26 protein-coding genes are annotated in these 23,031 nt (G+C 65.0%); 11 read left to right on the top strand and 15 right to left on the bottom strand.

The window, feature by feature from the left end:
- Positions 1–52 precede the first annotated feature (52 nt).
- The 6 genes from LCH97_RS06545 to LCH97_RS06520 all read left to right on the top strand — a co-directional run bounded on the left by LCH97_RS06545 (position 53) and on the right by LCH97_RS06520 (position 5,321).
- Positions 53–433 carry a hypothetical protein gene (locus LCH97_RS06545; protein WP_227304229.1) on the top strand — a complete coding sequence of 127 codons (381 nt, stop codon included), beginning with the start codon at positions 53–55 and terminating at the stop codon, positions 431–433.
- Positions 434–499: 66 nt separating this feature from the next.
- Positions 500–868 (top strand): hypothetical protein, encoded by a 369-nt coding sequence (locus LCH97_RS06540; RefSeq protein ID WP_227304227.1) that lies wholly within the window; start codon positions 500–502, stop codon positions 866–868.
- A 113-nt stretch (positions 869–981) separates the two neighbouring features.
- On the top strand, positions 982–1,914 hold the full coding sequence (locus LCH97_RS06535; protein WP_227301451.1) for an IS5 family transposase: 933 nt from the start codon (positions 982–984) through the stop codon (positions 1,912–1,914).
- A 41-nt stretch (positions 1,915–1,955) separates the two neighbouring features.
- The gene (locus LCH97_RS06530) at positions 1,956–2,237 is read left to right on the top strand and encodes a hypothetical protein (RefSeq protein ID WP_227304225.1); all 282 of its coding nucleotides are present in this window, start codon (positions 1,956–1,958) and stop codon (positions 2,235–2,237) included.
- A 317-nt stretch (positions 2,238–2,554) separates the two neighbouring features.
- The gene (locus LCH97_RS06525) at positions 2,555–3,931 is read left to right on the top strand and encodes an esterase-like activity of phytase family protein (RefSeq protein WP_227304223.1); all 1,377 of its coding nucleotides are present in this window, start codon (positions 2,555–2,557) and stop codon (positions 3,929–3,931) included.
- A gap of 43 nt (positions 3,932–3,974) precedes the next feature.
- Positions 3,975–5,321, top strand: coding sequence for an MFS transporter (locus LCH97_RS06520; RefSeq protein ID WP_227304222.1), 1,347 nt, complete (start codon positions 3,975–3,977; stop codon positions 5,319–5,321).
- A gap of 23 nt (positions 5,322–5,344) precedes the next feature.
- Here the strand turns inward: LCH97_RS06520 and LCH97_RS06515 are convergent, their stop codons facing one another.
- From LCH97_RS06515 to LCH97_RS06490, 6 genes are all read right to left on the bottom strand, one after another.
- Positions 5,345–6,598, bottom strand: coding sequence for a sugar MFS transporter (locus LCH97_RS06515; RefSeq protein WP_227304220.1), 1,254 nt, complete (start codon positions 6,596–6,598; stop codon positions 5,345–5,347).
- Complete coding sequence (locus LCH97_RS06510) at positions 6,595–7,092, bottom strand: Atu1372/SO_1960 family protein (RefSeq protein ID WP_227304218.1); 498 nt, start codon at positions 7,090–7,092, stop codon at positions 6,595–6,597. Before LCH97_RS06510 ends, LCH97_RS06515 begins: the two co-directional genes overlap by 4 nt.
- A gap of 43 nt (positions 7,093–7,135) precedes the next feature.
- A complete protein-coding gene (locus LCH97_RS06505) occupies positions 7,136–8,053 on the bottom strand; it encodes a glycine betaine ABC transporter substrate-binding protein (protein ID WP_227304216.1) in 918 nt (305 codons plus the stop codon).
- Positions 8,050–8,505 carry a VOC family protein gene (locus tag LCH97_RS06500; RefSeq protein ID WP_227304215.1) on the bottom strand — a complete coding sequence of 152 codons (456 nt, stop codon included), beginning with the start codon at positions 8,503–8,505 and terminating at the stop codon, positions 8,050–8,052. Before LCH97_RS06500 ends, LCH97_RS06505 begins: the two co-directional genes overlap by 4 nt.
- A gap of 81 nt (positions 8,506–8,586) precedes the next feature.
- Entirely contained in the window at positions 8,587–9,240 is a 654-nt protein-coding gene (gene nfsB / locus LCH97_RS06495) for an oxygen-insensitive NAD(P)H nitroreductase (RefSeq protein ID WP_227304213.1), read from the bottom strand.
- A gap of 16 nt (positions 9,241–9,256) precedes the next feature.
- A complete protein-coding gene (locus LCH97_RS06490; RefSeq protein WP_227304211.1) occupies positions 9,257–10,369 on the bottom strand; it encodes an alkene reductase in 1,113 nt (370 codons plus the stop codon).
- Between the two features lie 119 nt (positions 10,370–10,488).
- On the opposite strand from LCH97_RS06490, the gene LCH97_RS06485 reads away from it, so the two are divergent.
- From LCH97_RS06485 to LCH97_RS06475, 3 genes are read left to right on the top strand one after another with little or no spacing between them, the layout of a single operon-like run.
- Positions 10,489–11,433 carry a LysR family transcriptional regulator gene (locus LCH97_RS06485; protein ID WP_227304209.1) on the top strand — a complete coding sequence of 315 codons (945 nt, stop codon included), beginning with the start codon at positions 10,489–10,491 and terminating at the stop codon, positions 11,431–11,433.
- Positions 11,430–12,395 (top strand): alpha/beta hydrolase, encoded by a 966-nt coding sequence (locus LCH97_RS06480; protein WP_227304207.1) that lies wholly within the window; start codon positions 11,430–11,432, stop codon positions 12,393–12,395. Before LCH97_RS06485 ends, LCH97_RS06480 begins: the two co-directional genes overlap by 4 nt.
- 27 nt (positions 12,396–12,422) lie before the next feature.
- On the top strand, positions 12,423–12,779 hold the full coding sequence (locus tag LCH97_RS06475) for a translation initiation factor Sui1 (protein ID WP_227304205.1): 357 nt from the start codon (positions 12,423–12,425) through the stop codon (positions 12,777–12,779).
- Positions 12,780–12,853: 74 nt separating this feature from the next.
- On the opposite strand, the gene LCH97_RS06470 is transcribed toward LCH97_RS06475, so the two are convergent.
- The 6 genes from LCH97_RS06470 to LCH97_RS06445 form a co-directional block, all read right to left on the bottom strand.
- Entirely contained in the window at positions 12,854–14,170 is a 1,317-nt protein-coding gene (locus LCH97_RS06470; RefSeq protein ID WP_227304203.1) for an ATP-binding protein, read from the bottom strand.
- The gene (locus LCH97_RS06465; protein WP_227304201.1) at positions 14,167–14,829 is read right to left on the bottom strand and encodes a winged helix-turn-helix domain-containing protein; all 663 of its coding nucleotides are present in this window, start codon (positions 14,827–14,829) and stop codon (positions 14,167–14,169) included. The genes LCH97_RS06470 and LCH97_RS06465 overlap by 4 nt, the downstream gene beginning before the upstream one ends.
- Before the next feature lie 46 nt (positions 14,830–14,875).
- Positions 14,876–15,409: a cytochrome b/b6 domain-containing protein gene (locus LCH97_RS06460; protein WP_227304200.1), complete on the bottom strand. Its 534-nt coding sequence runs from the start codon at positions 15,407–15,409 to the stop codon at positions 14,876–14,878.
- Positions 15,410–15,466: 57 nt separating this feature from the next.
- Positions 15,467–15,736, bottom strand: coding sequence for a PepSY domain-containing protein (locus tag LCH97_RS06455; RefSeq protein WP_227304197.1), 270 nt, complete (start codon positions 15,734–15,736; stop codon positions 15,467–15,469).
- A 191-nt stretch (positions 15,737–15,927) separates the two neighbouring features.
- The gene (locus tag LCH97_RS06450) at positions 15,928–16,647 is read right to left on the bottom strand and encodes a phosphatase PAP2 family protein (protein WP_227304195.1); all 720 of its coding nucleotides are present in this window, start codon (positions 16,645–16,647) and stop codon (positions 15,928–15,930) included.
- A 102-nt stretch (positions 16,648–16,749) separates the two neighbouring features.
- A complete protein-coding gene (locus LCH97_RS06445; protein WP_227304193.1) occupies positions 16,750–17,637 on the bottom strand; it encodes a DMT family transporter in 888 nt (295 codons plus the stop codon).
- Between the two features lie 95 nt (positions 17,638–17,732).
- Between LCH97_RS06445 and LCH97_RS06440 the strand changes: the two genes are divergently transcribed.
- Complete coding sequence (locus LCH97_RS06440) at positions 17,733–18,527, top strand: helix-turn-helix domain-containing protein (RefSeq protein WP_227304191.1); 795 nt, start codon at positions 17,733–17,735, stop codon at positions 18,525–18,527.
- A gap of 54 nt (positions 18,528–18,581) precedes the next feature.
- Here LCH97_RS06440 and LCH97_RS06435 read toward each other — a convergent pair whose 3' ends face one another.
- Positions 18,582–20,000 (bottom strand): DUF945 family protein, encoded by a 1,419-nt coding sequence (locus LCH97_RS06435; protein ID WP_227304189.1) that lies wholly within the window; start codon positions 19,998–20,000, stop codon positions 18,582–18,584.
- Positions 20,001–20,115: 115 nt separating this feature from the next.
- Here LCH97_RS06435 and LCH97_RS06430 point away from each other — a divergent pair, with 115 nt between their 5' ends.
- The gene (locus LCH97_RS06430; protein ID WP_227304187.1) at positions 20,116–20,805 is read left to right on the top strand and encodes a thermonuclease family protein; all 690 of its coding nucleotides are present in this window, start codon (positions 20,116–20,118) and stop codon (positions 20,803–20,805) included.
- A gap of 10 nt (positions 20,806–20,815) precedes the next feature.
- Here the strand turns inward: LCH97_RS06430 and LCH97_RS06425 are convergent, their stop codons facing one another.
- Entirely contained in the window at positions 20,816–22,210 is a 1,395-nt protein-coding gene (locus tag LCH97_RS06425; protein WP_227304185.1) for an FAD-dependent oxidoreductase, read from the bottom strand.
- The gene (phnX, locus tag LCH97_RS06420; protein ID WP_227304184.1) at positions 22,207–23,022 is read right to left on the bottom strand and encodes a phosphonoacetaldehyde hydrolase; all 816 of its coding nucleotides are present in this window, start codon (positions 23,020–23,022) and stop codon (positions 22,207–22,209) included. The genes LCH97_RS06425 and phnX overlap by 4 nt, the downstream gene beginning before the upstream one ends.
- Positions 23,023–23,031: the final 9 nt, after the last annotated feature.

Raw genomic sequence — 23,031 nt, 5'->3', positions numbered from 1 at the left:
CTTTGCCCGTGATAAAGGTTTTTTTAAGGGGACGCTCAGTGATGGGGATAAGGTGTTTAGTGCTTTGAGAAGTATGGCAAATCGAGCTGATTATGCTGTTCGCCATAGTAGAAATCTTTCTGATGCTGAGTTTGAAGAGGCGAAGAAATTACATGATAATCCTTCTCGTGTTATTCATGAAGAGATTGGAAGAGTTTCCAATGTTTCTTGCTTCTTGGTTGAGGAGCATAAATTTTGTATGAGTTCTAAGAAGTATGTGGAAGATCTTCTAAATATTGATATTGAGAATAGTTCGACGCAGCAATTGTCTACCGTGGCAAAAAATATCGATCAGATGATGCGTGATTTGGATGGTTTGAAAAAAACAATAAAGGAATTTGAATTATTTAAGGCAAATGATGCGAATATAAGACTTTTGCCGTTTCTGTTGTAGAGGCTGGGGTTTTATGTGTTCAATTTGAGGTGGCAAGGTATGAGAGATCGGCCGCATGATGAGGCAATGGTAGAGATGTTCAATGCTGATCCCATTTTTCTGAGGGTGCTAATTGATAGTATTCTTGCCGATGGTGATATCGATGCGTTGAGTATTGCTTTTCGGCAGATTGATAAAGCAGGGCTTTTTAGCCGTACTGGTGTGATGTATGAAGTTGCCTGTGATGTTATAGGTTCCATGATCACTCATTATTCTGAAGTTTTGGCCTTGGAGCGAGAAAAACCACTCCCCGATGAGTCTGTTATCGCCCATATATGCAAAATTAAGTCGGGCTTGCGCTTGTTGCGTGATCAGCTTGATCCTTTGGATTTTGAAGCGATTAAGTCTGTGATTAAGACATATGGTCCCCAGGCTCGAAATGTATATGGGTACTAGTTTTGTGGCCGGTAATCAATTGGGCTTCTTTTGATTTCATGGCAGTATCTTTCAGATGTTGAGGGGCTTTGTTGCACAAATCAGTGCTTGCGTCCGTCCGGTAGAATGACCGCATGAGCAAGCCCCTTCCTCCCAAGTACCAAACCATCAACTGGCAGTCATACAACCAGTCCCTCAAGCAACGAGGGCAGCTCCTTCTCTGGCTCGACAAAGGCATGAACTGGTTGGCACCGGCTACCGGCAGGCGGGGACGGCAGCTAACTTTTTCTGATGCTGCCATCCAGTTCTGTCTCACCATCAAATGCCTCTTTGGCCTGGCGCTACGGCAAGCCACAGGTATGGTCGAAAGTATGTTGCGCCTGGCTGGCCTTGACTGGGCCGTCCCCGACTTCAGCACGCTTTCCCGCCGCCAGAAAGACCTGCAAGTCCGCATCCCGGTACAGAAAAAGCAAGGTTGTCTGCATCTCTTGGTGGATAGCACCGGCATCAAGATGATGGGTGAAGGCGAGTGGAAGGTGAAAAAGCATGGCGCTGATTACCGCCGCCAATGGCGCAAGCTGCATCTGGGCATAGATGCGCAAACGCTGGAAATCCGGGCAATGGAAGTGACCGACAATCGCACTGGAGATGCCACGATGCTGCCAGAGCTGCTATCGCAAATTCCGGCGGGAGAGGGACTGGTAACCGTCACCACGGATGGGGCGTACGACACACGCCTATGTTACGCAGCGATTGCAGAGCGTGGGGCGGCAGCCATCATTCCCCCACGTCGAAATGGCCAATTCTGGAAAGGGAATTTACGGGGCAATCAGGCTCGCAATGAGTCGCTACGAGCGGTGAAGTATCTGGGGCGCGCGCTCTGGAAAAAGTGGAGTGGCTACCATCGCCGCAGCTTGGTCGAAACGAAGATGCACTGTTTCAAATTGCTGGCAGATCGGGTTAAGTCACGGGACTTTGACCGGCAAGTAGCGGAGCTTCAAATCTGTGCAGCGATTCTGAATCGCTTCACAGCACTGGGCACGCCGCAAACGGTCCGTATGGGATAAATCCGTCTGGGGATTGGGGTAGTTCGACCTACGGCTGATTTGTGCAACAAAGCCATAGCGAATCCATTACTGATGATAATGCGGCAGAAAAATTAAAATACTTAGAAGGTGTATTTCTGCGTAATTTTTTAGTGCGTGAATCCAATATGGTGGACTTGGTTTTCTCAAATCATGTGGTGTTGTCTTTGGATACAAGCAACATGTACGAGACGGAAGACAATATTGCCGAGTTTGTTGCACCAAACGGGCGCTTCTATACTATCGGGCCTAATGGTGCGTTTTTCCTTTCTGATGAAGTTGATACGGCGCGATTTGTTCAGTAGCCAAATTTGGTGGCACAGCTTTCCGCTTTTTTACGGTTGGCTGAAAGTGCTGATGGCCAGTAGCTTGCCTTGCCTAGTCCTTGGTGTCTCCAGGATAAAACGCTACCGCATCTTCGTTAACGATACCGGCCTATCCCCGGATTCGGCTGCGCCTTATCCGGGCTTATCACCATGCCCACCCCTTGCGGCCAACCTTGTCGTTTACCCCACCGTTACAACGCATCTGCCTGTCTTGCGCCTTTCACACCCGCGTCACGCTGCCGTCACCGTGGCGCTTTACCGTAGCGGCTTCATTTTTGTTACCGGAGCTGTCTGCCATGAAACCCCTGTTTAGCCTGACGCTGGCCCTGGCTTGTTGTGCTACCGCTGCCCACGCGCAGCAGGCGGTGGAGGCCACGCTGGCTGGCCACGCCGTGGTGCCGTTTAATACCGTGGCCACGCCGCCGGCGGACGCGGGCACCTTTTTTGCCACCTCGGGCAAGTTTGCCAACGGCAAGCGCGTGCGTAACGAGGTGCCGGGTTCGGAAGCGGCCAACACCTTTGTGGGCGACCCCAAGTACCCGCGTGCGTCGGGCGGGGCGCTGCCGGTAAAGGGGCAGGCGGTACAGGGCTTTTCCGGCATTGCCATGCTGGACCGCAACCACTACCTGACGCTTACCGATAACGGCTTTGGCAACAAGATCAACTCGCAGGACGCGCTGCTGATGGTGCACCGCGTAGCGGTGGACTGGGCCAAAGGCAGTACCGACGTACAGCGGACGATCTTCCTGCGCGACCCGGACCGCAAGGTGCCGTTTGCCATCCAGAACGAAGCCAGCGCCCAGCGTTACCTCACTGGTGTTGATTTCGACGTGGAATCGCTGCAGGTAGTGGGCAAGGAAATGTGGATAGGCGACGAGTTCGGCCCCTATCTGATTCGCGCCGACCTGGACGGCAAGGTGCTGGCGGTACACGAGATGAAGGTGGGCGACGTGGCCTACCGCTCGCCGGACCACTACCTGAACGGCCGCCTGGGCAACCTGCCTACCGACAGCATTGGCAGCTGGAACGTACGCCGCTCCGGCGGCTTCGAGCCGATGGCCAAAGCGCCGGACGGCAGCAAGCTGTACCCGGCGCTGGAATGGCCGGCTTTTGACGCCGCCAGCAAGGGCTTCGAGCGTGCGGCCAACGGCAGGACCTTCACCCGTATCTTCGAGTTTGACGTGGCGGCCGGCCGCTACACCGGCAAGCAGTGGAAGTACCAGTTCGAGCAGGATGGTAACGTGATGGCCGACTTCCAGCTGCTGGACGCCAGCACCGGGCTGCTGATCGAGCGCGACGACAGCAGCGAGGGCCTGGGCCAGGTGTGCCCCGGCGAGATGGCGCGCACCGACTGCTTCAACAAGCCGGCGGCGTTCAAGCGCGTGTACAAGATCGACCTGGCGCAGGCCGATGCCGATGGCTTTGTGAAGAAGGTGGCCTATATCGACCTGACCCGCATTGCCGACCCCAAGCGCCTGTCGCGCTACAGCGACGCCAACGGCCGCTTTGGCCTGCCGCACCTGGGGCCGGAAGGGCTGGTGGTGGTGGACGGTCACCACATCGTGCTGGTGAACGACAACAACTTCCCGTACTCGTCCGGCCGCCAGCTGGGCAAGCCTGACGACAACGAGCTGACGCTGCTGGACATCCAGCCGCTGATCGACGCGCGTTAAGCGGGTGCCAGGTACAAGGCCCGGGCTGCTGGCAGCCCGGGCCTTGTTGCGTATTGCCTGGCAGAACGCAGCGTACTGCCAGGCCTACTGGTGCGCGGGCGGCTGGCGGCGTAGCCTGTACGGCTTTCCCCTTTTGCTTGCCTTTGCCATGCCCAACCCAGCGTCGCCGCCCGTGTTGTCCCTGCGCCACCACCGCCCGTTCTGGCAGTTCTGGAGCGCGCGCCTGCTGCTGACCGGCGGTTTTCAGATCATGGGGGTAGCGGTGGGCTGGCAAATGTACACCCTCAGCGGTAGCGCCCTGGACCTGGGCCTGGTGGGGCTGCTGCAGTTTCTGCCGCGCATCCTGCTGGTGCTGGTTACCGGCACGGTGGCCGACCGCTACCCGCGCCAGCGCATCGTGGCCATCAGCATGCTGCTGCAGGCGCTGGCGGCGGCCACCATGCTGCTGGCCAATAGCGGCGTGGGCCTGGCGGTAAGCCGCGAGCTGATTTTTGGCTTGTCGCTGCTGATCGGCACCTGCCGCGCTTTCGATATGCCCACCATGCAATCCATCCTGCCCAATATCGTGCCGCCCGCCTTGCTGCCGCAGGCCGTGGCAGCATCGGCTTCGGCCAACGAGATGGCCACCATCGTGGCGCCGGCGCTGGGCGGGTTGCTGTTTGCCTTTGGTGCGCCGCTGACTTATGGCCTCAATACGCTGATGTTTGTGGCCGGCGTGGTGCTGGTGCTGGGCTTGCCGCTGCCCCCGCACGTGGCCGACAGCCGCAAGGTGAGCATGGATTCGCTGCTGGCCGGTATCCGCTTCATCCGCAGCCGGCCAGACATCCTGGGGGCCATCTCGCTGGACCTGTTTGCCGTGCTGCTGGGCGGCGCGGTGGCCTTGCTGCCGGTGTTTGCCGCCGACATCCTGCACACCGGCCCGTGGGGCCTAGGCCTGTTGCGTGCGGCGCCGGCGGTGGGGGCGCTGGCGATGTCGGTATGGCTGATGCGCCACCCGGTACAGCGCAAGGTTGGCCGCACGCTGTTTGCCTCGGTGGCGGTGTTTGGCCTGGCCACCATCGGCTTTGGCCTGTCCACCCACTTTTTGCTGTCGCTGGCGGCGCTGATGGTGCTGGGCGCGTCCGACATCATCAGCGTGGTGATCCGCGGCACGCTGGTGCAGCTGGAAACGCCGGACGACATGCGCGGCCGCGTCAATGCGGTCAACTCGCTGTTCATCGGTGCGTCAAACCAGCTGGGCGAGTTCGAATCCGGCGTTACCGCCCACCTGTTTGGCACCGTGCCGGCGGTGGTGCTGGGCGGTGCCGGTACCCTGCTGGTGGTGGTGCTGTGGATGCGCTGGTTCCCGTCGCTGGCGCAGCGCGACACGCTGGAAGCCCGGCCGGGCTAAGCCGGCCGGGTCAGGGTAGGGCCCTAGTCGTGCGGCAGGGCCTGCACCGCGTAACCGCCGCGCTGGCGCTGCCGCCACCACAGTACGGCAAACACCACGCTGAGGATGGCCGGCAGCAGGCTGAGCTGGCGCAGCGCGGTAGCGGTGTCGCTGCTATCCATCATTTGCCCCACTACCGGCAGCGCCACCATCACCGACAGCATGCCGGCGCCGCCCATCAGGTTCAGCAGCAGCGCGCCGCCACGCGGAAACTGCTCGCTGGTGATGGCCAGCATGGTAGGCCAGAAGAAGGTTTTGCCCACGCCGAACAGCGTGGCGCCCAGCAAGGCGGCGCTACCGGCCCAGGCCGCATCGGCCGACAAATGCCCCAGCGTGGCCAGGCCCGCCAGCGACAGCAGCGCACTGCCGGTAAGGATGGCGTATGGCGACAGGCGCTGGAACAGCCAGCCGGCGGCATACTGGCGCAGCACGAACATCAGGCCGGCGGTATACACCAGGAACAGGATGGTATTGCTACCCAGCGCCGGCAGCAGGTCGGCCATGATCTTGGCAAACCACTGGTCCGGTGCCAGCTCGGTGGCGGCGGTCAGCCACATCAGCGCGAACAGCAGCAGGAACAGCGGGCGGCGCGTTTCGGCCAGCATCTGTCCGGTGCTGACGCTGGCGCTGACCCGCTCGGTAGGCGGGTAGTGCAGCGGGGCGATCAGCAGCAGGTAGGCCACTACCGGCACCGCCACGCTGAGCAGCCGCAGCTGCCAGCCCAGCCCCAGCTGGCCCATGCCCCAGGCCACCAGCCCGCCCACGATCAGGCCGCACGGCCACCAGGCGTGCAGCTTGTGCAGCATGCGGCGCTTGTCGTGGCGGTACAGCGTGGCCACCAGCGGGTTGGTAACGCCTTCCACCACGCCCTGGGCAATGCCGGTCAGCAAAAAGCCCAGGTACAGCACGGTGCTGCCGGTGCTGGCAAACAGGCCGCCTGCAGGGTTGGCCGCAGCCGGTACCGGCGCCAGCAAGATCAGCGCGATGCCGCCCAGGTAGCCGGCGCCAGACAGCAGGTGCAGCCGCTTCATGCCCACTACGTCCACAATCAGGCCGCATACCAGGATGCCCAGGGTAAAACCCCAGAACACCGACGACATGGTCAGGCCGATCAGGGCGTTGTTCAGCCCGTAGTCGGCCGCCACCGGCTGCAGGATGTCGGCACGGATGGAAAAGATCATCGACGTCACCATGATGGAAAGACAGCTGGCGACAAACAGGCGTTGTGTGGCGTTCATGCGGCGTCTCCTGGCATAGCGGTGTCCACGTGGGCAAACAGGTACACCAGGCAAAAGCCGTCCATCGGCATCACCGGGTTGGTCCAGATCATGCGGGTGTGGCTGCCCTGTTCGCCAAATACGGCGGCCAGCAGGTCCGAGGCGCCATCCAGCGCGCGCGGGTGCTGGGTGCAGCCCTCGGCTACGTTCAGCACGCCTTCCAGCCGGAAGATGCGGCGCACGCGGCTAAGCTCGCCCACCGCCTGTTTCAGTTGGGCAATGGCGTTCAGCGCCGCCAGCTGGCAGGCGGCGTAGCCCTGGTCGATGTCCAGCTCCTGGCCCAGACGGCCGCGGTACAGCAGCTGGCCGTCGCGCCAGGGGAACTGGCCCGAGGTCATGAAAGTGCGCTCCACGATGCACCAGGGCACGTAGTTGCCCAGCGCCGGCGCCGGGCTGGGCAGGGTGAGCCCCATCGCGGCCAGGCGGGCCTCGGGGGTGGGGACGGAATGTGGCATGTTCTCCTCCTGTTTCTTCTGTGTGGTGTTGCGGGCTAGGGTCTTAGCTGCCCAGGGTTGGCCGCAGCCAGCCGGCCAGGGTGTCGGGGTGGGCGGCCAGCCAGGCTTCTGCGGCCTGGTCTTCGCTTTGTCCTTCGCGGTTGATGGCGTAGTCCAGCGCGGCCACGATGCGGTTATCCAGCCGGATGTTGTCCAGCACCTGCAGGTGGGCCGGAGTCAGGCGCGACAGGCGGTCGCTGCGCGCCAGCAGTACGGCGCGGTCGGTACCGCCCAGCAGGCCTTTCGGGTCTTGCAGCTCGCGGATGCGGTAGCGCGCGTGCAGGAACTGCGGGTGCCACAGCGGCACCACCACCCAGCGCTGCGCGGCCACCGCTTGCTCGAAGGCGTCGAAACATTGCTGCTGGGTGCCGGTCTGGAAGCGGTAGCCGGCGGCGCTCAGGCCGTACTCGTCCATCATGCGTAGCGAAAAGCGGGTAATGCCGGCGCCGGGGCCAATGCCCTGTATCAGCGGCGTCATGCGCTGGCGTACCTCGGGTTTGAGCAGGTCGGCCACGCTGCCGACCGCGTCGGCCGGCACGTAGTCGGGCACGCCCCACAGCGCGTATGGCTGGTAGTGCAGGCCCAGCTCGCGGGTGCTTACTACTTCGTGCACGCGGTTCTGGTACACGCCGTGGCTGTACGGCAGCCAGGCCGAGGCCAGCAGGTCGATGTCGCCGTTGCGCAGGCGCTCGAAGTTGGCCTCGTGCAGCGCGTAGCTGCGCTGTACGCGGTAGCCCAGCCGGGTGAGCACCGCTACCACCACGGCAGCAGTGGCGCGGTGGAAGCTCAGGTCGGTGACGCCCAGCTGCAGCGGCGGGGTCTCGGCGGCGGCCAGCGGCAGCGCCGGCAGCAGCGCGGTGGTGGCGGCCAGCTTCAGCCACTGGCGGCGGCTGGCAGCCGGCAGGCGGCGTGGCGGCTTCATGGCGCGATCTCCAGCTGCGGCATCGGTTCGCCCACGATGCGGTCGTCGGGCGAGCAGGGGAAGATCAGCTCGATGGTGACGCCGTTGGGGTCTTGCAGGAACAGCTGGTGTTCGTTGATTTCCGGCACCACGCGTTCGCGGAACGGCTGGCCCAGCGCCAGCAGGTGCTGCTGGGTGGCGGCCAGCTCGCTGCCGCGCAGCGATACGTGGTCCAGGCAGCCGCTACCGCTGCCTGCGTCGCGGCTGCCCAGGTAGGCTTCCAGTTGGTCCTGCTTGTCGCCCACTTCGGCGATGTGCAGTACCGGCTGGCTGCCGGCGTACAGCCAGGCGCCTGGGAAGCGGAAGGCCGGGCGCGGGCCGGGGGCCAGCCCGATAACGTGCTGGTAGAAGGCCACGGTGGCGGCTACCGCCGGGGTACGCAAGGTGAAATGATCCAGTCGCTGGATGCTCATGACAGGCTCCTGTGAAAAGCCGGGCGCGCAGCGCGTACCCGGCAGGGGCCCGGCCCCGTGCAGGGCGCGGGCAAAGGGGGCTTACAGCCGGGTGATGACGCTGTCGGCCGGCAGCCGCGATTTGGGTAGCGCGGCGTTGAAGTCGTCGGCAGTGCGGTAGCCCAGCGCTACGATCACCGACGGCACCAGGCCGTGCTGGCGCAGGCCTAGTGCCTCGTCCAGCGCCACGGCGTCGAAGCCTTCGATCGGGCAGGCGTCGATTTCCATGGCGGCCACGCCCAGCAGCAGCATGCCCAGCGCCAGGTACACCTGCTTTTCCATCCAGTGCACGCTGTCGCGCAGCTGGAAGCGGTGGGCGTTCACAAAGTGGCTGCGGCCACGGTGCTGGCCTTCGCGCGCCTCGGCATTGGCAAAGCGGCCGTCCTGGTCTTCTTGCGCCAGCACCTGCAGCAGGTGGCTGTCGTCTACCTGGGCGCGGGTGCACAGCACCACCACGTGCGAGGCACGGCGGATCTTGGCCTCGTTAAAGCTGTAAAAGCCCTGGGTGGCTTGCGCGATGCGCGCCTTGCCGTCGTCGCTGCCGGCCAGGATGAAATGCCACGGCTGGGCGTTGGTGGACGACGGGCTGTAGCGCAGCAGGGTTTCGATTTGCGCCAGTTGCGCGGCGTCCAGCCGGCGCTCGGGGTCGAAGGCTTTGGTGGTATAGCGGCGGAGCAGGTAAGGGGTGATGTCCATGGTGCAGTTCTCGGTGTCAGGCCTGGCTGGCAGGCGGGGTATAGGGTGGGTAGCGGGTGTAGCCGTCGGCCTGGCCGCCAAACAGCGCGGCGGGGTCGAAGTCGGCTAGCGGCCAGCCGTGTTGCAGCCGGGCTGGCAGGTCGGGGTTGGCGATAAAGGGGCGGCCAAAGGCCACCAAATCGGCCAGCTTGCTGGCCAGCATGGCTTCGGCGCGGGCGGCGTCGTAACGGCCGGCTACGATCAGCGTGCCGGCAAAGCGCTGGCGCAGCGCCTGGCGGAACAGCAGGTCAACTTGCGGCGCATCGTCCCAGTCGGCTTCGGACAGGTGCAGGTAGCCCACGCCCAGCTTGTCCAGCTGCACGGCGGCTTCCAGGATGGTGGGGATGATGTCCGGGCAGGCCATGCCGCGCGCGGTGATATAGGGCGCCAGCCGCACGCCGGTACGCGCTGCGCCGATGGCACCGGCCACGGCGCCGCAGACTTCCAGCAAAAAGCGCAGCCGTGAGCGGCGGCTGCCGCCGTAGCGGTCCTGGCGCTGGTTGGACGTGCTGCGCAGGAACTGGTCGATCAGGTAGCCGTTGCCGGCGTGGATTTCCACACCGTCGAAACCGGCGGCCATGGCGTTGAGCGCTGCCTGGCGGTAGTCGGCCACGATGTCGGCAATTTCGCCGATGTCCAGTGCGCGCGGTGTCGGGCAGTCCAGCATCTGGCCCTGGCCGTTGGCGTCGGCTACCCACACCTGGGCCTGTGGCGGCAGTGCCGACGGCGCTACCGGCAGGCCGCCGTCGTGGAATACCGGGTGCGACATGCGGCCAACGTGCCACAGTTGCAGCACGATGCGCCCGCCCGCGGCGTGCACGGCCTCGGTTACGCCGCGCCAGCCGTCGATCTGTGCCTGGCTGTAAATGCCGGGGGTAAAGCTGTAGCCCTGGCCCTGGCGCGAAATCTGCGTGGCTTCGCTGATGATCAGGCCGGCGCTGGCGCGCTGGGCGTAGTACTCGGCCATCAGCGCGTTGGGCACGTCGCCGGGCTGGTCGGTGCGGCAGCGCGTCATCGGTGCCATCACGATGCGGTTGGGCAGCGGCAAGGCCGGGTGGGCAAGTGGTGAAAACAACGATATATCGGGCATGGTGGCAAGCTCCTGTTGGGGTTTCCTGCCGGGCAGGAAAACGGTGCTGCTATCATTGCCTTGTATGGAAATTTGAAAAACTGCGCGGCATTGCAAGCACTTGTGAAGGATTTTTGAAAATGAAGGCGCTGCAGGACCTGGAAATTTTCGTGCTGACCAGCGAAACCGGCAGCCTGTCGGCGGCGGCACGGCGGCTGGACCTGACCCCGGCAGCCACCAGCGCGGCGCTGAAACGGCTGGAGGCCGAGCTGGGCGCGGCGCTGTTTGTACGCTCTACGCGCAGCCTGCGCCTGACACCGCAGGGCGAGCTGTTTCTGGCGCATTGCCGCCAGGCGCTGGCCACGCTTGGCGCCGGGCGCGACGCCATTGCCGGCGGTGGCAACTTGCAGGGCACGCTGCAGCTGTCGCTGCCGTCCGACCTGGGGCGGCACCAGTTGCTGGGCTGGCTGGACGATTTCCAGCAGCGCCACCCCGGCGTGACGCTGCGGGTGCAGCTGTCCGACCGCATGGCCGATGTCTACCGCCAGCCGGTAGACCTGGCCATCCGCTACGGTGTGCCAGGCGATTCCAGCCTGATTGCGGTGCCACTGGCGGCCGACAATCGCCGCATCCTGTGCGCGGCGCCGGCCTACCTGCAGCGCGCCGGTGTGCCGCAGCAGCCGGATGACTTGCGCCAGCACAATTGCCTGTGCTTCCAGCTGGGCGAGCAGGTGCACCAGCGCTGGCAGTTTTTCCGCTATGGCGTGGCGCACAGCGTGCAGGTGGGCGGCAACCGCGTGTCGGACGACGGCGACGCGGTGCGGCACTGGGCGCTGGCCGGCTACGGTATTGCCTACAAATCGGCGCTGGACGTGCTGCCCGACCTGCACGCCGGCCGCCTGGTGGCGCTGTGCCAGCCGTGGCTGGGCGAGCCGGCGCCGCTGCACATGATGTGCGCCGACCGCCGCCAGCTGAACCCGGTGGTGCAGGCGCTGCGCCATTATCTGGGCGAGCGTTTGCAAGCGTTTATCACCCATTACCGGGGCGGCCAGCAGGCCACCCCGTCAACCGAGGTACACCCATGACACCGCTTCACCCCGCGCTGGCCGCCTGGCTGGCCCAGGTCAACGCCATCCAGGCGCAAAGGTTGGCCGCAGGCCAGCAAACCACCCCCATCAGCGCGCGCGAGGCGCTGGCCGGGCTGATCGCCGCCATGGTGCCGGCCGGCCCCGCTTTGCCGTGGGTGCAGGAGGCCATGGTGCCGGGCAGCTACCCGGTGCCGGTGCGCATCTACCACCCGGCGCCGGACGAGGCGCTGCCGGTGCTGGTGTACTGCCACGGCGGCGGCCATATGGCGGGCAGTGTCAGCAGCTACGACCCGGTGTGCCGCAGGCTGGCACAGGCCACGCGGCACGTGGTGGTGTCGGTAGAGTACCGCCTGGCGCCGGAATGCCCGTACCCGGCCGCCTTGCAGGATGTGTGCACCGTGCTGCACGGCTTGCGGCCAACCTTGCTGGCGCGCGGGGCCAATATCGACGACGGCCTGCCCGTGTTGGCGGGGGATTCCGGTGGTGCCGCGCTGGCGGCCACCGTGGCGCAGTGGGCGCAGGCCGACGCCAGCCTGGCCATCAGCCGCCTGGTGCTGGTGTACCCCAGCCTGGATTACACGCTGTCGCAGCCATCCATCCAGGCGCTGGGGCAGGGCTATCTGCTGGAGGCCGAGCGCATAGCCTGGTATTTCGGCCATTATTTCCGCGAAGGGGGCGACCGCCACGCGGCCTCGCCGCTGTATGGCCAGCCTGGCGCCCGGCACGCGCCCACGCAGATACTGACCGGCGGCTACGACCCGCTGCACGACGAAGGTCTGGCTTACGCCCGCCAGCTGGCTGCGGCTGGGGTGGCGGTGGATTACCACTGCGCGGCCGACCAGATTCACGCCTATATGCTGCTGGAAGCGCTGGTACCGGACGCCTGCGCTGCGGCCTACCAGCGCATAGCCGGTTTTGTGAACGGCAGCGCTTTACACGCCGCGCCACCCGTGGTGTGATGCGGGCCTTTCAATAAGGGGGCAGACATGCGCTACGGTAAAGAAGGCGGGCTGGTATACAGCACCGAGCACGGCCAGATGTGCCCCGGCTGTCGCCAGCCACAAGCCGCCTGCCGCTGCGGCACGCAGGCGGTGCCGGCCGGCGACGGCGTGGTGCGGGTGAGCTGCCAGCGCAAAGGGCGCGGCGGCAAGACGGTGACACTGGTGCGTGGCGTGCCGCTGGCGGCCGATGCCTTGGCCGCGCTGGGCAAGCAGCTGCGTACCGCTTGCGGTAGTGGCGGCACGGTAAAGGACGGCGATATCGAAATACAGGGCGACCACGTGGACACGGTGCTGGCCAAGTTGGCCGCACTGGGGTATGTCGCGAAGCACAGCGGCGGCTGAACGGCAGCAGCGTATCGGCCTGAACGCAACAAGCCCCTGTCTCACCGACAGGGGCTTGTCTGTTTCCGCTTACGTCAGCCCCTGGTTTGGCTTTCGTGTTGCGCGCGCGGCTGCAGTGTCACGCATAGCCCGCCTTCCGGCCGGTTGTGCCACGCCAGCTGCAGGCGGTGCAGGCTGGCGATGCGGCCAACAATGGACAAGCCCAGACCGCTGCCGCTGGCGTCTTGCCCGGCCGGGCGGTAAAAGCGCTCGCCTATGCGCGCCAGGTGTTCGGCGGCAATGCCGGGGCCGTTGTCCAGCACCTGTATCTGCTGCGGGCCGATCTGCAAGGCCACCAGGCTGCCAGGCGGGCTGTAGCGCACGGCATTATCCAGCAGGTTGCGCAGCAAGAGCTGCAGCAGGCTGGCGTCGCCGTCGGCCAGCGGGCCGTGGCCATCCAGCTGCAGCTCGATGCGGGTAGCGCGCTGCGTGGCTGCGGCGGCTACCTCGGCCATGGCCTGCTCGGCAATGGCCGGCCACGACAGCGGTGCAAACGGCAGGGTTTGCTGCTGTTCCAGCCGCGACAGCGCCAACAGCTCGTCTACCAGGTGGCTGGCGCGGTCCACGCTGGCCAGTACCTTGCCGATGGCTGCTTGCCGGGCGGCCGGCTCGTCCAGCAGCTGAACCAGCTCGGCCTGGACGCGCAGGCCAGCCAGCGGGCTGCGCAGCTCGTGCGCGGCGTCGGCGGTAAAGCGGCGTTCGTGTTGCAGGGTGCTGGCTACCCGGGCAATCAGCTGGTTCATGGCGTCGATCAGCGGGCGGATTTCGCTGGGCACATCGGTAGGCAGCGGGGTGTCGTCGTCGGTACTGCGCTGTTGTAGCTGCTGGCGGATATGCACCAGCGGGCTCAGCCCGCGGCCCAGTGCCCACCAGATGGCCAGCATGGCTACCGGCAGGATGATCAGCCACAGTAGCTGGGTCAGCAGCAGGCCGCGCATCAGCTCCCAGCGTTCGCCTTCTTCTTGTGCCACGGCCACGGTGCCTTGCTCGCCACTGTAGTAGTACACGCGCCAGATTTCCTTGTCGTGCAGGCTGGTGACAAAGCCGGTAAAACCGGGGCGCGGCGATAGCTGCATGCCGTCGGTGTCGGCCACCAGCGCGCGCGCCTGGCTGTCCCAGATCGCGACGGCCTGATGGTCGGCATTTTCTTCGTGGCGGGCATTACTCGCGCCGCTCTTCAGCTGCGGCAGGGTGTGGTAGAGCTGGCGGGCAAACAGCTGCTGCTGCTCGTCGTACAGCTCGGATACTTCGTGGTGCGCCAGCAGGCCCACTAGCAGGCAGGCCAGCAGCCACAGCGGGGTGATGGTTTTCAGCAGGCTGCGGCCAACGGTGCCGCGCAAGCTGCGGCTCATGCGTCGTCGCCTAGCGTATAGCCCAGGCCGCGACGGGTCTTGATCAGCTCGCTGCCCAGCTTTTTGCGCAGGTGGTGGATGTGGACTTCTACCGCATTGCTTTCTACTTCGTGCGCCCAGTCGTACAGCTTTTCTTCTATCTGGGCGCGGCTCAGCACGCGGCCCTTATTGTTCAGCAGCAGCTCCAGCAGGGTGAGCTCGCGTGCGGCCAACTCTACCGTCTGGCCGTCCAGCAGTACGCGGCGGGCGGCGGGGTCCAGGCTGATGCGGCCGTGCTGCAGCAACGGGCTGGCCTGGCCACTGCGGCGGCGCAGCAGGGCGCGCAGGCGGGCGGCCACTTCGCCCAGGGCAAACGGTTTCACCAGGTAGTCGTCGCCGCCACTGTCCAGGCCGCGGATGCGGTCGTCTACGCTATCGCGGGCAGTCAGGATCAGCACCGGCAGGGTGTGGCCGGCCTGGCGCCAGGTGGCCAGTACGTTTAGCCCGTCCACGCCGGGCAGGCCCAGGTCCAGCACTGCGGCGTCGTAGGGGGCCGCGTCGGGGCCGCGTAGCGCCAGCTTGCCATCGCGTAGCCAGTCGCAGCTGAAACCCAGGGCGGTGAGGCCGGTTTGTAGCCCGTCACCGATAAGCAGGTCGTCTTCGATAATGAGGATGCGCATGCTACCTCCGTTTTTTTATACGGGCAGTGTACTGTGTTCAGCCCCGCTAGGTCTTGTAGCCGGTGATCATGGCGCGTACCAGGTTCACCTTTTCCAGCTTGCTCATCACGATGGCAGCGGCGGCGTGCAGGCCCACGGCCAGCATCAGGGTATTGGCCAGGCCTTCGTGCAGCTCTTCCAGCCATTCTTCGCCCCAGTAGGTGTCGGTGCCCATCAGGTAGCCGGTAGCGCCCAGCGACAGCACCAGCGCCATCAGCGCCAGCATCATCAGCGCCCCCAGCGGGTTGTGGCCATCGCTGTGCGGCAGGGTGCCGGCACGCAGCTGCTGCAGGTGGTGGCGCAGCCGCGACGGGGTAGGGAAGAAGCTGGCAAAGCGCGCGTGATGGCTACCGACAAAGCCCCACACGATGCGGATCAGCACCAGGGCGCTGGCGATATAGCCCGCCCAGCGGTGTGGCGGGTCGCCTTCTTCCAGCAGCAGGAAGTTGGCCAGCACGCAGGCTACCAGGCTCCAGTGGAACAGGCGCACCAGCGGGTCCCATACGTACTGGCGGTGCGGGGTGGCGGGCAGGGTATTCATGGCAGACTCCAGGTAAGCAGCCTGCCAGCGTTTGCCGGCAGGCCAGGGCGGTGCGGTTTAGTCTTCGATGTCGGTTTTAACCGGCGCGCCGCTTACCGGGTCAAAATAGATTTCCACTTTCTTGCCGTCCTTGTTTTTGCCGTAGATCTCGTAGCAGTTGCCGGACACCTTGAACTTCTTGATCTGGTAGCCTTCGGCGGTCAGCTTTTTCTTGAAGTCGGCTTCTTTCTGCCATTTGTCTTTTGGCTGGGCTTTGCACTCGGCCCCGGCCAGGGCTGCGTTGGAGGCAAAGGCGGCGATCAGGGCAACAGCAAACAGTTTTTTCATGGTGACGCTCCGTGTAGACCCCTGCTGCAGTGCAGGTACAGGTGCATTAAAGCAAGCCAGCCTTAACGCCCCCTTATGCCTGGCGGATGTTTTGCATGGCCGGCTTTGTGGTTGTTGGCAGCGGGTGCGGGGCGCATGAAAAATGCCGGGCTGCATGGGCAGGCCGGCATGGGTTTGAGCGTGCGGGTGCTTTAGTGGCGGCGCGCGGCGCGGTAGTCAAACAGGGCAAAACCCAGCACGCACACTAGCCAGACTACCCAGCCGCTCCACAGATTGTGGCTAAGGAAGTGGGCGCCGCGGGCCACCTGGCCCAGCCCCATCAGCATGCCCGCCAGCAAGCCACCCCATAGCGCCATGCGCGCCCGGCCCGGGTGACTGGGTTGCCAGTAAAAGTACAAGGCCATCAGGGCAAAACCGGCAGAGGCATGCCCGCCCGGAAAGCAATGGCCGGGGCCGGCATTGAGCGGGGTAGCCGCCAGGGTGGGGAAGTGTTCTGCGCTGCCACCGTAGGCGGCCATGTCCCACGGGCACGAGTGGGCACTACGGGCTTTCAGGCTGGATACCGCCGCAGTCGCCAGCATCATCATGCCGGCGGCAAAAGCGCGGCGGCTGTCGCGGCGACGCAGGCTGCTGTACAGCAGCCACAACACACTGGCGGCGATAGCGTATTTGGCCAGGCGGTGGTTCAGCCAGTCTAGCCAGGCGCTGTTTTGCAGGGGAAAAGCTTGCAAGGCGTCGCTATAGAACAGGCGGGTGACGGCATCGTCCAGCCTGGTGTCGTACTCCAGCACAAGAAACAGTACCGCCAGGGCGGCAGCACTGGCCAGATGCCAGGCAGTACGGCGGATTACCCGTTGGCCCGGAATGGGAAGCCTAGCCTCCCGGCTACCGCTCAGTACGCTGCCGTGCATGCTTATTCTGCCTTATCGATAAAATGTCCTTTATGCTGCATGAATTAACTTAAATTCGGCTTAATGAAGCACAGTTTTAGTGCAGTGGCCGTGCCGGGGGCATCAAATATGTTGCTTTTGCCGCAGGGTAAAGCGGATCACGCCTTGGCTCAGGCTGACACCCAGCAGAATCAGGCCGCCACCCAGCCAGTGGTAGCCGTGGATGGTTTCGCCCAGCGCCACGCTGGCCATCAGCGCGGTAAACAGCGGCAGCAGGTTCATGAAGATGGCGGTGCGGTCGCTGCCCAGCGTCTGGATGCCGCGCATCCAGAAATAGGCCGCCAGAATGGACGAAGCAATGCCGGCAAACAGCACCAGCGGCACACCGGCCGGGGGGATGGCCATGGTTTGCGCGCTAGCCGCCACCGGTATCAGCATCAGCACGGCCAGCCCCACCTGCACGTACAGGTTCAGCCACTGGCCAAACGGCGGTGCCCAGCGTTTGAACAGAATGCCGTATAGCGCATAGCTGGTGGAGCCCAGCAGCATCAGCGCATCACCGCCGTTTACCCCGCCAGCCAGTAGCGCCAGCGGGTTGCCGGCGCCCAGCAGGTACAGCACGCCCGCCAGCGACACCGCTACCCCGGTAGCGGCAGCCGCACTAATGCGCTGCCGGAACACCACTACGTTAAGCAGCAGGCCCAGTAGCGGAATCAGCGCGCAGATCACGCCCATATTGGTAGCTGTGGTCAGGTGGGCGGCGTAGTAGGCCAGGCACTGGTAGGCCACCATGCCCAGCAGCGCCAGTACGGCAAAGCGTGGCAGCAGCGGGCGGATGGCCGGCCATTGCGCGCGCAGCGGCCGCCACATGAAGGGGCTGAGTACCAGTAGCGCCACCAGCCAGCGGTAGAAAGAAATGGCGGCCGGGTCCAGCACGCTGGCCGCCGCCTTGGATACCACGGTATTGGCGGCCCAGATCAGCACCGCCAGCAGGGGGAAAAATCGTGCCATGACAGGCTCCAGAGCAAGAATACGGCGAGTGTAAATCTGTCTGTTGCAAGGTATATACTTCAAAGCAGACAATCCGATACGCCATTGCCGACAACATGCCCGCTTACCACTACAGCAGTACCGACCTGGATCTGCTGCCGCCAGCACCACTGCATTTCCGCCACGAGCAGTTCCTGGCCAATACCGATTTCGAGTGGCACATCCACCCGTGGGGCCAGATCAACCGCATCAGCCTGGGCATTCTGGAGCTGCAGCTGCCGGAGCGTACCCTGGCCGCGCCGGCCGAGTACCTAGTGTGGATACCGGCCGACCTGCCGCACGCGGCGCACATCCGCCAGGCGCTGGATTACGTGTCGGTGTACGTGGCGCCAGGGTTGGCCGCGCAGCTGCCGCCGCAGCCCTGCCTGATACCGCAAACCCCGCTGCTGCGTGCCTTGCTGGATGACTTTTGCCAGCGCGGCGTTACTGCCATGGCCGATGAGTGGGACACCCTGCAAGCGCAGCTCTTGCTGCAGCGCATGGTGCAGGCCGGCAGCCTGGACGACTACCTGCCCGATAGCCACGACCGCCTGCTGCGCCCGCTCTTGCATGCCTTGCGTGCCGAGCCGGGTAATAACACCACGCTGGCGGCGTGGGCTGCACAGGTGCACAGCACCGAGCGCACGCTGGCGCGGCGTTTCCAGCAGCAGCTGGGCATGAGCTTTGCCGCCTGGCGCAACCGCGTGCGCCTGCTGCAGGCGCTGGCCTGGCTGAAGGCCGGCCGTACCGTGGCCGATATCGCCGCCGAGCTGGGCTACACCACGCCGTCGGCTTTTATTGCCATGTTTGCCCGCCATACCGGCATGACACCAGAACGCTACCGGCGCCAGCTGCTGGCAGGCAGGGCGTAAAACGGCTGCGGCCAACCTGGGCAAGGTTGGCCGCATGGGCGGGGCGAGGCTGGTTTACTGGCTGAGCGCCTCGTCCGGCGCCACCGGCAGGGCCGGGTCTATCGGCTCTGCGGCCGGTTCACTGGCGGCCAGCGCGGGCCCGCGTTGCGGCTGGTAGGGCTTGCCGTTTTGCAGCAGTTTGCCGTCTGCCAGCTCGAAACGGGTTTGCAGCAGCGCACCGGCCTGTTGCAAGCTGCCGGTGGCCAGCATCTGCGACACCATGCTGCGGTAGCTTTGTACCAGCGCGTCGCGCTGGGCCTCGGGGGCAAAATCGTTGACCCAGCGCTCTGGCAGGATTTGCGGCCAACTGATCAAGGCCTGAAGCGCCAGCTTTTTGGCCAGCGCGGCGTCATTGCCTGCCAGCTCGGCCTCGCTTGGCGCGTTCAGGCTGGCTTTGATGTTCAGCGTGCTGTTGCCTTCGGGGTTGGCCAGGGCAATCACCTGCGCAAACGCCGGGCTATGCGACAGGATGCGCGCCAGCAGTGCGCGGTTAGCCGGGTTGGCCAGCTGGCTGTCGAAATGGCATTGCAGTACGCCCTGGGTGAGCGCCTGCTTGTTGTAATCGGCCAGCGCCTTGGCATCCAGCCGGCTCAGGCTGGCCTGGCCGGACAGGTCGCCCAGTGGCTTGCTGTTGTAGTGCAGGCCCACCCAGCTGCCTTTGCCGCTGAGCGCCACCATGCCGCCTTGTTCGCTGCTTTGCATGCTGGTTTCCAGTACGCCGGCGCTAAAACTGTGCGGCGTATCACCCTGGCTGGCAGCAAGCTGCACGCCACCAAAGCGCAGGGTTTCCTGGCCCAGCAACAGCCCGCTGCTGCTGCGCTGGTATTGGCCCTGGTGCTGCAAGTCTTGCGTGCTGAGCTTGAAGCGGCCCTGGGCATCGCTGGCGTCACTGCCGCGCAATATCAGCGTGTGCTGCAGGTTTTGCAGGGGCAGGTCGTACTGGAAGGTGGCTTCCAGGCCTTTCCAGTGCAGCATATTGCCGTCTTTTTCCACACGGAAGCCGGGGCTGCTGATGCGGGTTTCCATCTGGCCCAGCCAGCCGGCACGGGTGTGGATGCTCAGCGGCTGCGCATCGCCAAACAGCTGCTTGATGGGTTCGGCCCAGTTGGCCGGCCAAATGATGTCGGTACGCACCCCTGGCGATAGCGGGTTATGCGACACCGTATTGCGCACGGTAATGCCGGGGCGTGTACCGCCAAACAGCTCGCTGCTGATTTCGTTGTCGCAGCCTAGCTGGTAGCTCACGGTTTCTTCGCTTTGCCACAGGCTGTAGGTCTTGCTGCGGCTGATCACTTTCAGCAGCGGGTACTGCACCATGGCTTGATTCAGCTTGTCCAGCTGCTGGTGGCTGCGCCAGGCGGTATAGGCGCTGGCACCGCTAAAGGTAGCCAGCAGGACGGCAGTGGCGGTAAGGGCGAGATGGGCGGGCTTCATGACGGGGCTCGGGCGGGGGGGAAAGCGTCACTGTATGGCAGCGGAATAGCCAGGGTCAATTTGCCCGCCACCGGGCCAGCCATTACAGTGCATTTTTATGTTGCAGGAGCGTCGTGTGCTGAAAACCATAGCAGGGTGGCTATGCCTGTGCCTGGCGGCGGCCAGCTGGGGCGCGGGGCAGGCGTGCAGGGTCACGGCGATCAGCGATGGCGATACGGTAAAGTGCCTGCAAGACTGGCGCGAGCTTACCGTGCGCCTGGTGCAGATCGACGCGCCGGAAAAAGCCCAGCCCTACGGCCAGCGGGCTCGTGCCGCGCTGGCCGCGCGCGTGTTCGGCCGCAATGTGCAGCTGGAGCGCCATGAAACCGACAAATACGGCCGCATCGTTGGCCGCCTGTGGCTGGACGGCGTGGACATCAACCTGGCGCAGGTGCAGGACGGCTGGGCCTGGGCCTATCGCGATTACCTGAAAGAGCCGCACTATATCGCCGCCGAAAACAGCGCCCGCGCCGCCGGGCGCGGCCTGTGGGCAGGTAGCGGGCCGGTACGCCCGCAAGACTGGCGCCGTGGCAGCCGCCGCGCCAGCAGCCTGCCACCGCTGGACACACCTGCGGCACCGCCTGCGGCCAACCCTGGCCGCAGCACCCCCGCCAGCCCGGCAGCGGCGTTCCAGTGCGGCAGCAAAAACCGCTGCAGCCAGATGGCCAACTGCGCCGAGGCGCAGTTCTACCTGCAGCAGTGCGGCGTGAAAAAGCTGGACGGCAATAACGACGGCATCCCCTGCGCGTCGCTATGCCGCCCTTGAGCCTGTAGCGTTAACGGTCGGCCTTGCCGGCCATGCTGGCCAGTGCGGCCAGCCGCGTAGCCAGCCACGCCGGCTGCCTGCCGGCGTCCTGGGCTGACTCCACGCTGCGTATGGCCTGGCGCACCAGCATGGCACCGGGCCAGCGTAGCGGCTCGGGCGGGAACTGTGCCAGCGGCCCCTGCGCCAGCGGGCTGCGCGTCCAGGCATTATCCAGCCCCAGCAGCAGGCTACTGAGCAGCTGCCCGCCCAGGTGGCACTGCACCACGCCATTGCCGGAATAGCCCATGCCGTAAAACACGCGCCGGTAGCCGGGCAGCACGCCAAAGAAGGGCAGGCCAGTGGCCGAGCGGTCGGACGCGCCGGTCCAGCTTTGCGCCAGCGGCACCCCGGCCAGCGCCGGAAAAAAGCGCGCGATGGCTGCCTGTAGTTGGCCGCGGTAGGCGCTGGCTTGGTCGAAATAGCCATGCAGGCGGTTAGCCCAGGCGATGTGGTTGCCGCCCTTGCCCAGCATCAGCCGCCCGTCCGGCGTGCTGCGCCAATAGTGCACAAAGGTACGCAGGTCGCACACCGCCTGGCCACGCGCCAGCCCCAGCTGCTGTATCAGCGCGGGTACGGGCTCGGTAATGACCATGTCGGACGATACCAGCACCACGCTGTCGGCCAGCTGGCCAAAGCGGCGCGGCATGGCAGCGTTCAGCGCCATCACCGCCTGCCGCGCCTGTACGCAGCCCTGCGCGGTATGCACCCGCACCTGTTCGCCCTCTTGCAGCGTGGTCATGGCGCTATGTTCGTACACGCGCACGCCCATGGCGCGCGCCACCCGCAGCAGGCCGCGTACCAGCAGCGCCGGCTGCAGGCTGCCCGCTGCCGGGCTGAACACGCCGTGCTGCAAGGCCGCGCTACCCCCCAGCGCCACCGTGGTGGCGGCGTCCAGCGGCTGCCAGCGGTTGCTGCCAACCTTGTCCAGTGCCGCCAGTACCCCGTCCAGCGTGCCGGCCTGGGCCGCGCTACTGGCGGCGTATACGGCGCCGCCCAGCCGTATGCCGGCATCGATGCCGTGCTGGCGGCAGAAACGGTCGATGTCGAACACGGTTTGTTCCGAGGCGGCTACCAGGCGGCCTGCTTCCTCGGCGCCGTACAGCTGGCACAGCGACAGGTATTTGGTGCTCCAGGTCAGCATGCAGCCGCCGTTGCGCCCTGACGCGCCGCTGCCACACAGGTCTTTTTCCAGCACCACGATGCGCCAGTGCGGCTGCGCCTGCTGCGTCAGGATAGCGGTCCACAGGCCGGTGAAGCCGCCGCCCACAATGCACACGTCGGCCTGCTGCTCGCCCTGCAGCGGTGGCGACGGCGGCTGGAGTTCGGCCGCCAGCGCCTGCTGCAGCCAGAAGGCTTGCTGGCTCACGGGCGTTCCCCGTTGGCCAGGCGGGCGTCGATGGCGTCCAGCACCGCAGGCAGCTCGACGAGGGTATCCACCACGTAGTGCGCACCGGCAGCACGCAGCTGCACCTCGGCCGGGGCGCGGTACTCGGCCTGCTGCGCCGGGCTGAGCGCAGCCCACTTGTCGGCGGTGAGCCCCACGGCGTTGCCGCTGGCTGCCAGGCCTACCGTCCACATGCCGGCACGCAGGCCTTCGGCAATGCCCGGCACGGTGTCGTCTACTTTCACGCAGTGGCGTACATCACCCACGCCCAGCGCCAGTACGTTGTCCAGCGCCATCCACGGGCCGGGGCGGCCGCCGGCGGGCAGGTCGTCGGTGGCTACGGTGTGGTCCGGTGCGTAGCCGGCGGCGGCGGCCAGCGGCAGCAGCTGGTCCATCACCACGCGCGGGTAGCCGGAGCAGCTGCCGATCTTCAAACCGCTCGCCCGCAGGCTTTCCACCGTGGCAAACGCGCCGGGGATGGGGGCTGAGTACTCGCCCACGCGCGCTACCTGCAGCGGCATGAATTCTGCGTACAGCGCGTCCACGTCGCTGTCTTGCATGGGGCGGCCAAAGCGTGCCTGCCAGCGTGCGGCCACGCCGGGCAGGCGGCCCAGCGCCTGGATATGGTCCCACTTGGCCAGGCCCATGGGCACGCGGGCTTCGGCCATACTGACCGGTACGCCCATGCGCGCGAAGACGTCGATCAATACCTGGGTGGGGGCAAAGGAGCCGAAATCCACTACGGTGCCGGCCCAGTCGAAAATCACGGCTTCAAGGTGTTGGTAGGTGTGCATGGTGTGTGC

Origin of the sequence: Vogesella sp. XCS3, assembly GCF_020616155.1 — a bacterium.
In the GTDB taxonomy this organism is placed as follows: Bacteria; Pseudomonadota; Gammaproteobacteria; order Burkholderiales; family Chromobacteriaceae; genus Vogesella.
This window is presented reverse-complemented; position numbering and strand designations above follow the sequence as displayed.

Bases quoted from the DNA above. Each gene is read 5' to 3' on its own strand.
- LCH97_RS06540 (WP_227304227.1), top strand. From the start codon at position 500: ATGGTAGAGATGTTCAATGCTGATCCCATTTTTCTGAGGGTGCTAATT.
- LCH97_RS06535 (WP_227301451.1), top strand. From the start codon at position 982: ATGAGCAAGCCCCTTCCTCCCAAGTACCAAACCATCAACTGGCAGTCA.
- LCH97_RS06525 (WP_227304223.1), top strand. From the start codon at position 2,555: ATGAAACCCCTGTTTAGCCTGACGCTGGCCCTGGCTTGTTGTGCTACC.
- LCH97_RS06515 (WP_227304220.1), bottom strand. From the start codon at position 6,598: ATGAACGCCACACAACGCCTGTTTGTCGCCAGCTGTCTTTCCATCATG.
- LCH97_RS06510 (WP_227304218.1), bottom strand. From the start codon at position 7,092: ATGCCACATTCCGTCCCCACCCCCGAGGCCCGCCTGGCCGCGATGGGG.
- LCH97_RS06505 (WP_227304216.1), bottom strand. From the start codon at position 8,053: ATGAAGCCGCCACGCCGCCTGCCGGCTGCCAGCCGCCGCCAGTGGCTG.
- LCH97_RS06500 (WP_227304215.1), bottom strand. From the start codon at position 8,505: ATGAGCATCCAGCGACTGGATCATTTCACCTTGCGTACCCCGGCGGTA.
- nfsB (WP_227304213.1), bottom strand. From the start codon at position 9,240: ATGGACATCACCCCTTACCTGCTCCGCCGCTATACCACCAAAGCCTTC.
- LCH97_RS06490 (WP_227304211.1), bottom strand. From the start codon at position 10,369: ATGCCCGATATATCGTTGTTTTCACCACTTGCCCACCCGGCCTTGCCG.
- LCH97_RS06485 (WP_227304209.1), top strand. From the start codon at position 10,489: ATGAAGGCGCTGCAGGACCTGGAAATTTTCGTGCTGACCAGCGAAACC.
- LCH97_RS06480 (WP_227304207.1), top strand. From the start codon at position 11,430: ATGACACCGCTTCACCCCGCGCTGGCCGCCTGGCTGGCCCAGGTCAAC.
- LCH97_RS06475 (WP_227304205.1), top strand. From the start codon at position 12,423: ATGCGCTACGGTAAAGAAGGCGGGCTGGTATACAGCACCGAGCACGGC.
- LCH97_RS06470 (WP_227304203.1), bottom strand. From the start codon at position 14,170: ATGAGCCGCAGCTTGCGCGGCACCGTTGGCCGCAGCCTGCTGAAAACC.
- LCH97_RS06465 (WP_227304201.1), bottom strand. From the start codon at position 14,829: ATGCGCATCCTCATTATCGAAGACGACCTGCTTATCGGTGACGGGCTA.
- LCH97_RS06460 (WP_227304200.1), bottom strand. From the start codon at position 15,409: ATGAATACCCTGCCCGCCACCCCGCACCGCCAGTACGTATGGGACCCG.
- LCH97_RS06455 (WP_227304197.1), bottom strand. From the start codon at position 15,736: ATGAAAAAACTGTTTGCTGTTGCCCTGATCGCCGCCTTTGCCTCCAAC.
- LCH97_RS06450 (WP_227304195.1), bottom strand. From the start codon at position 16,647: ATGCACGGCAGCGTACTGAGCGGTAGCCGGGAGGCTAGGCTTCCCATT.
- LCH97_RS06445 (WP_227304193.1), bottom strand. From the start codon at position 17,637: ATGGCACGATTTTTCCCCCTGCTGGCGGTGCTGATCTGGGCCGCCAAT.
- LCH97_RS06440 (WP_227304191.1), top strand. From the start codon at position 17,733: ATGCCCGCTTACCACTACAGCAGTACCGACCTGGATCTGCTGCCGCCA.
- LCH97_RS06435 (WP_227304189.1), bottom strand. From the start codon at position 20,000: ATGAAGCCCGCCCATCTCGCCCTTACCGCCACTGCCGTCCTGCTGGCT.
- phnX (WP_227304184.1), bottom strand. From the start codon at position 23,022: ATGCACACCTACCAACACCTTGAAGCCGTGATTTTCGACTGGGCCGGC.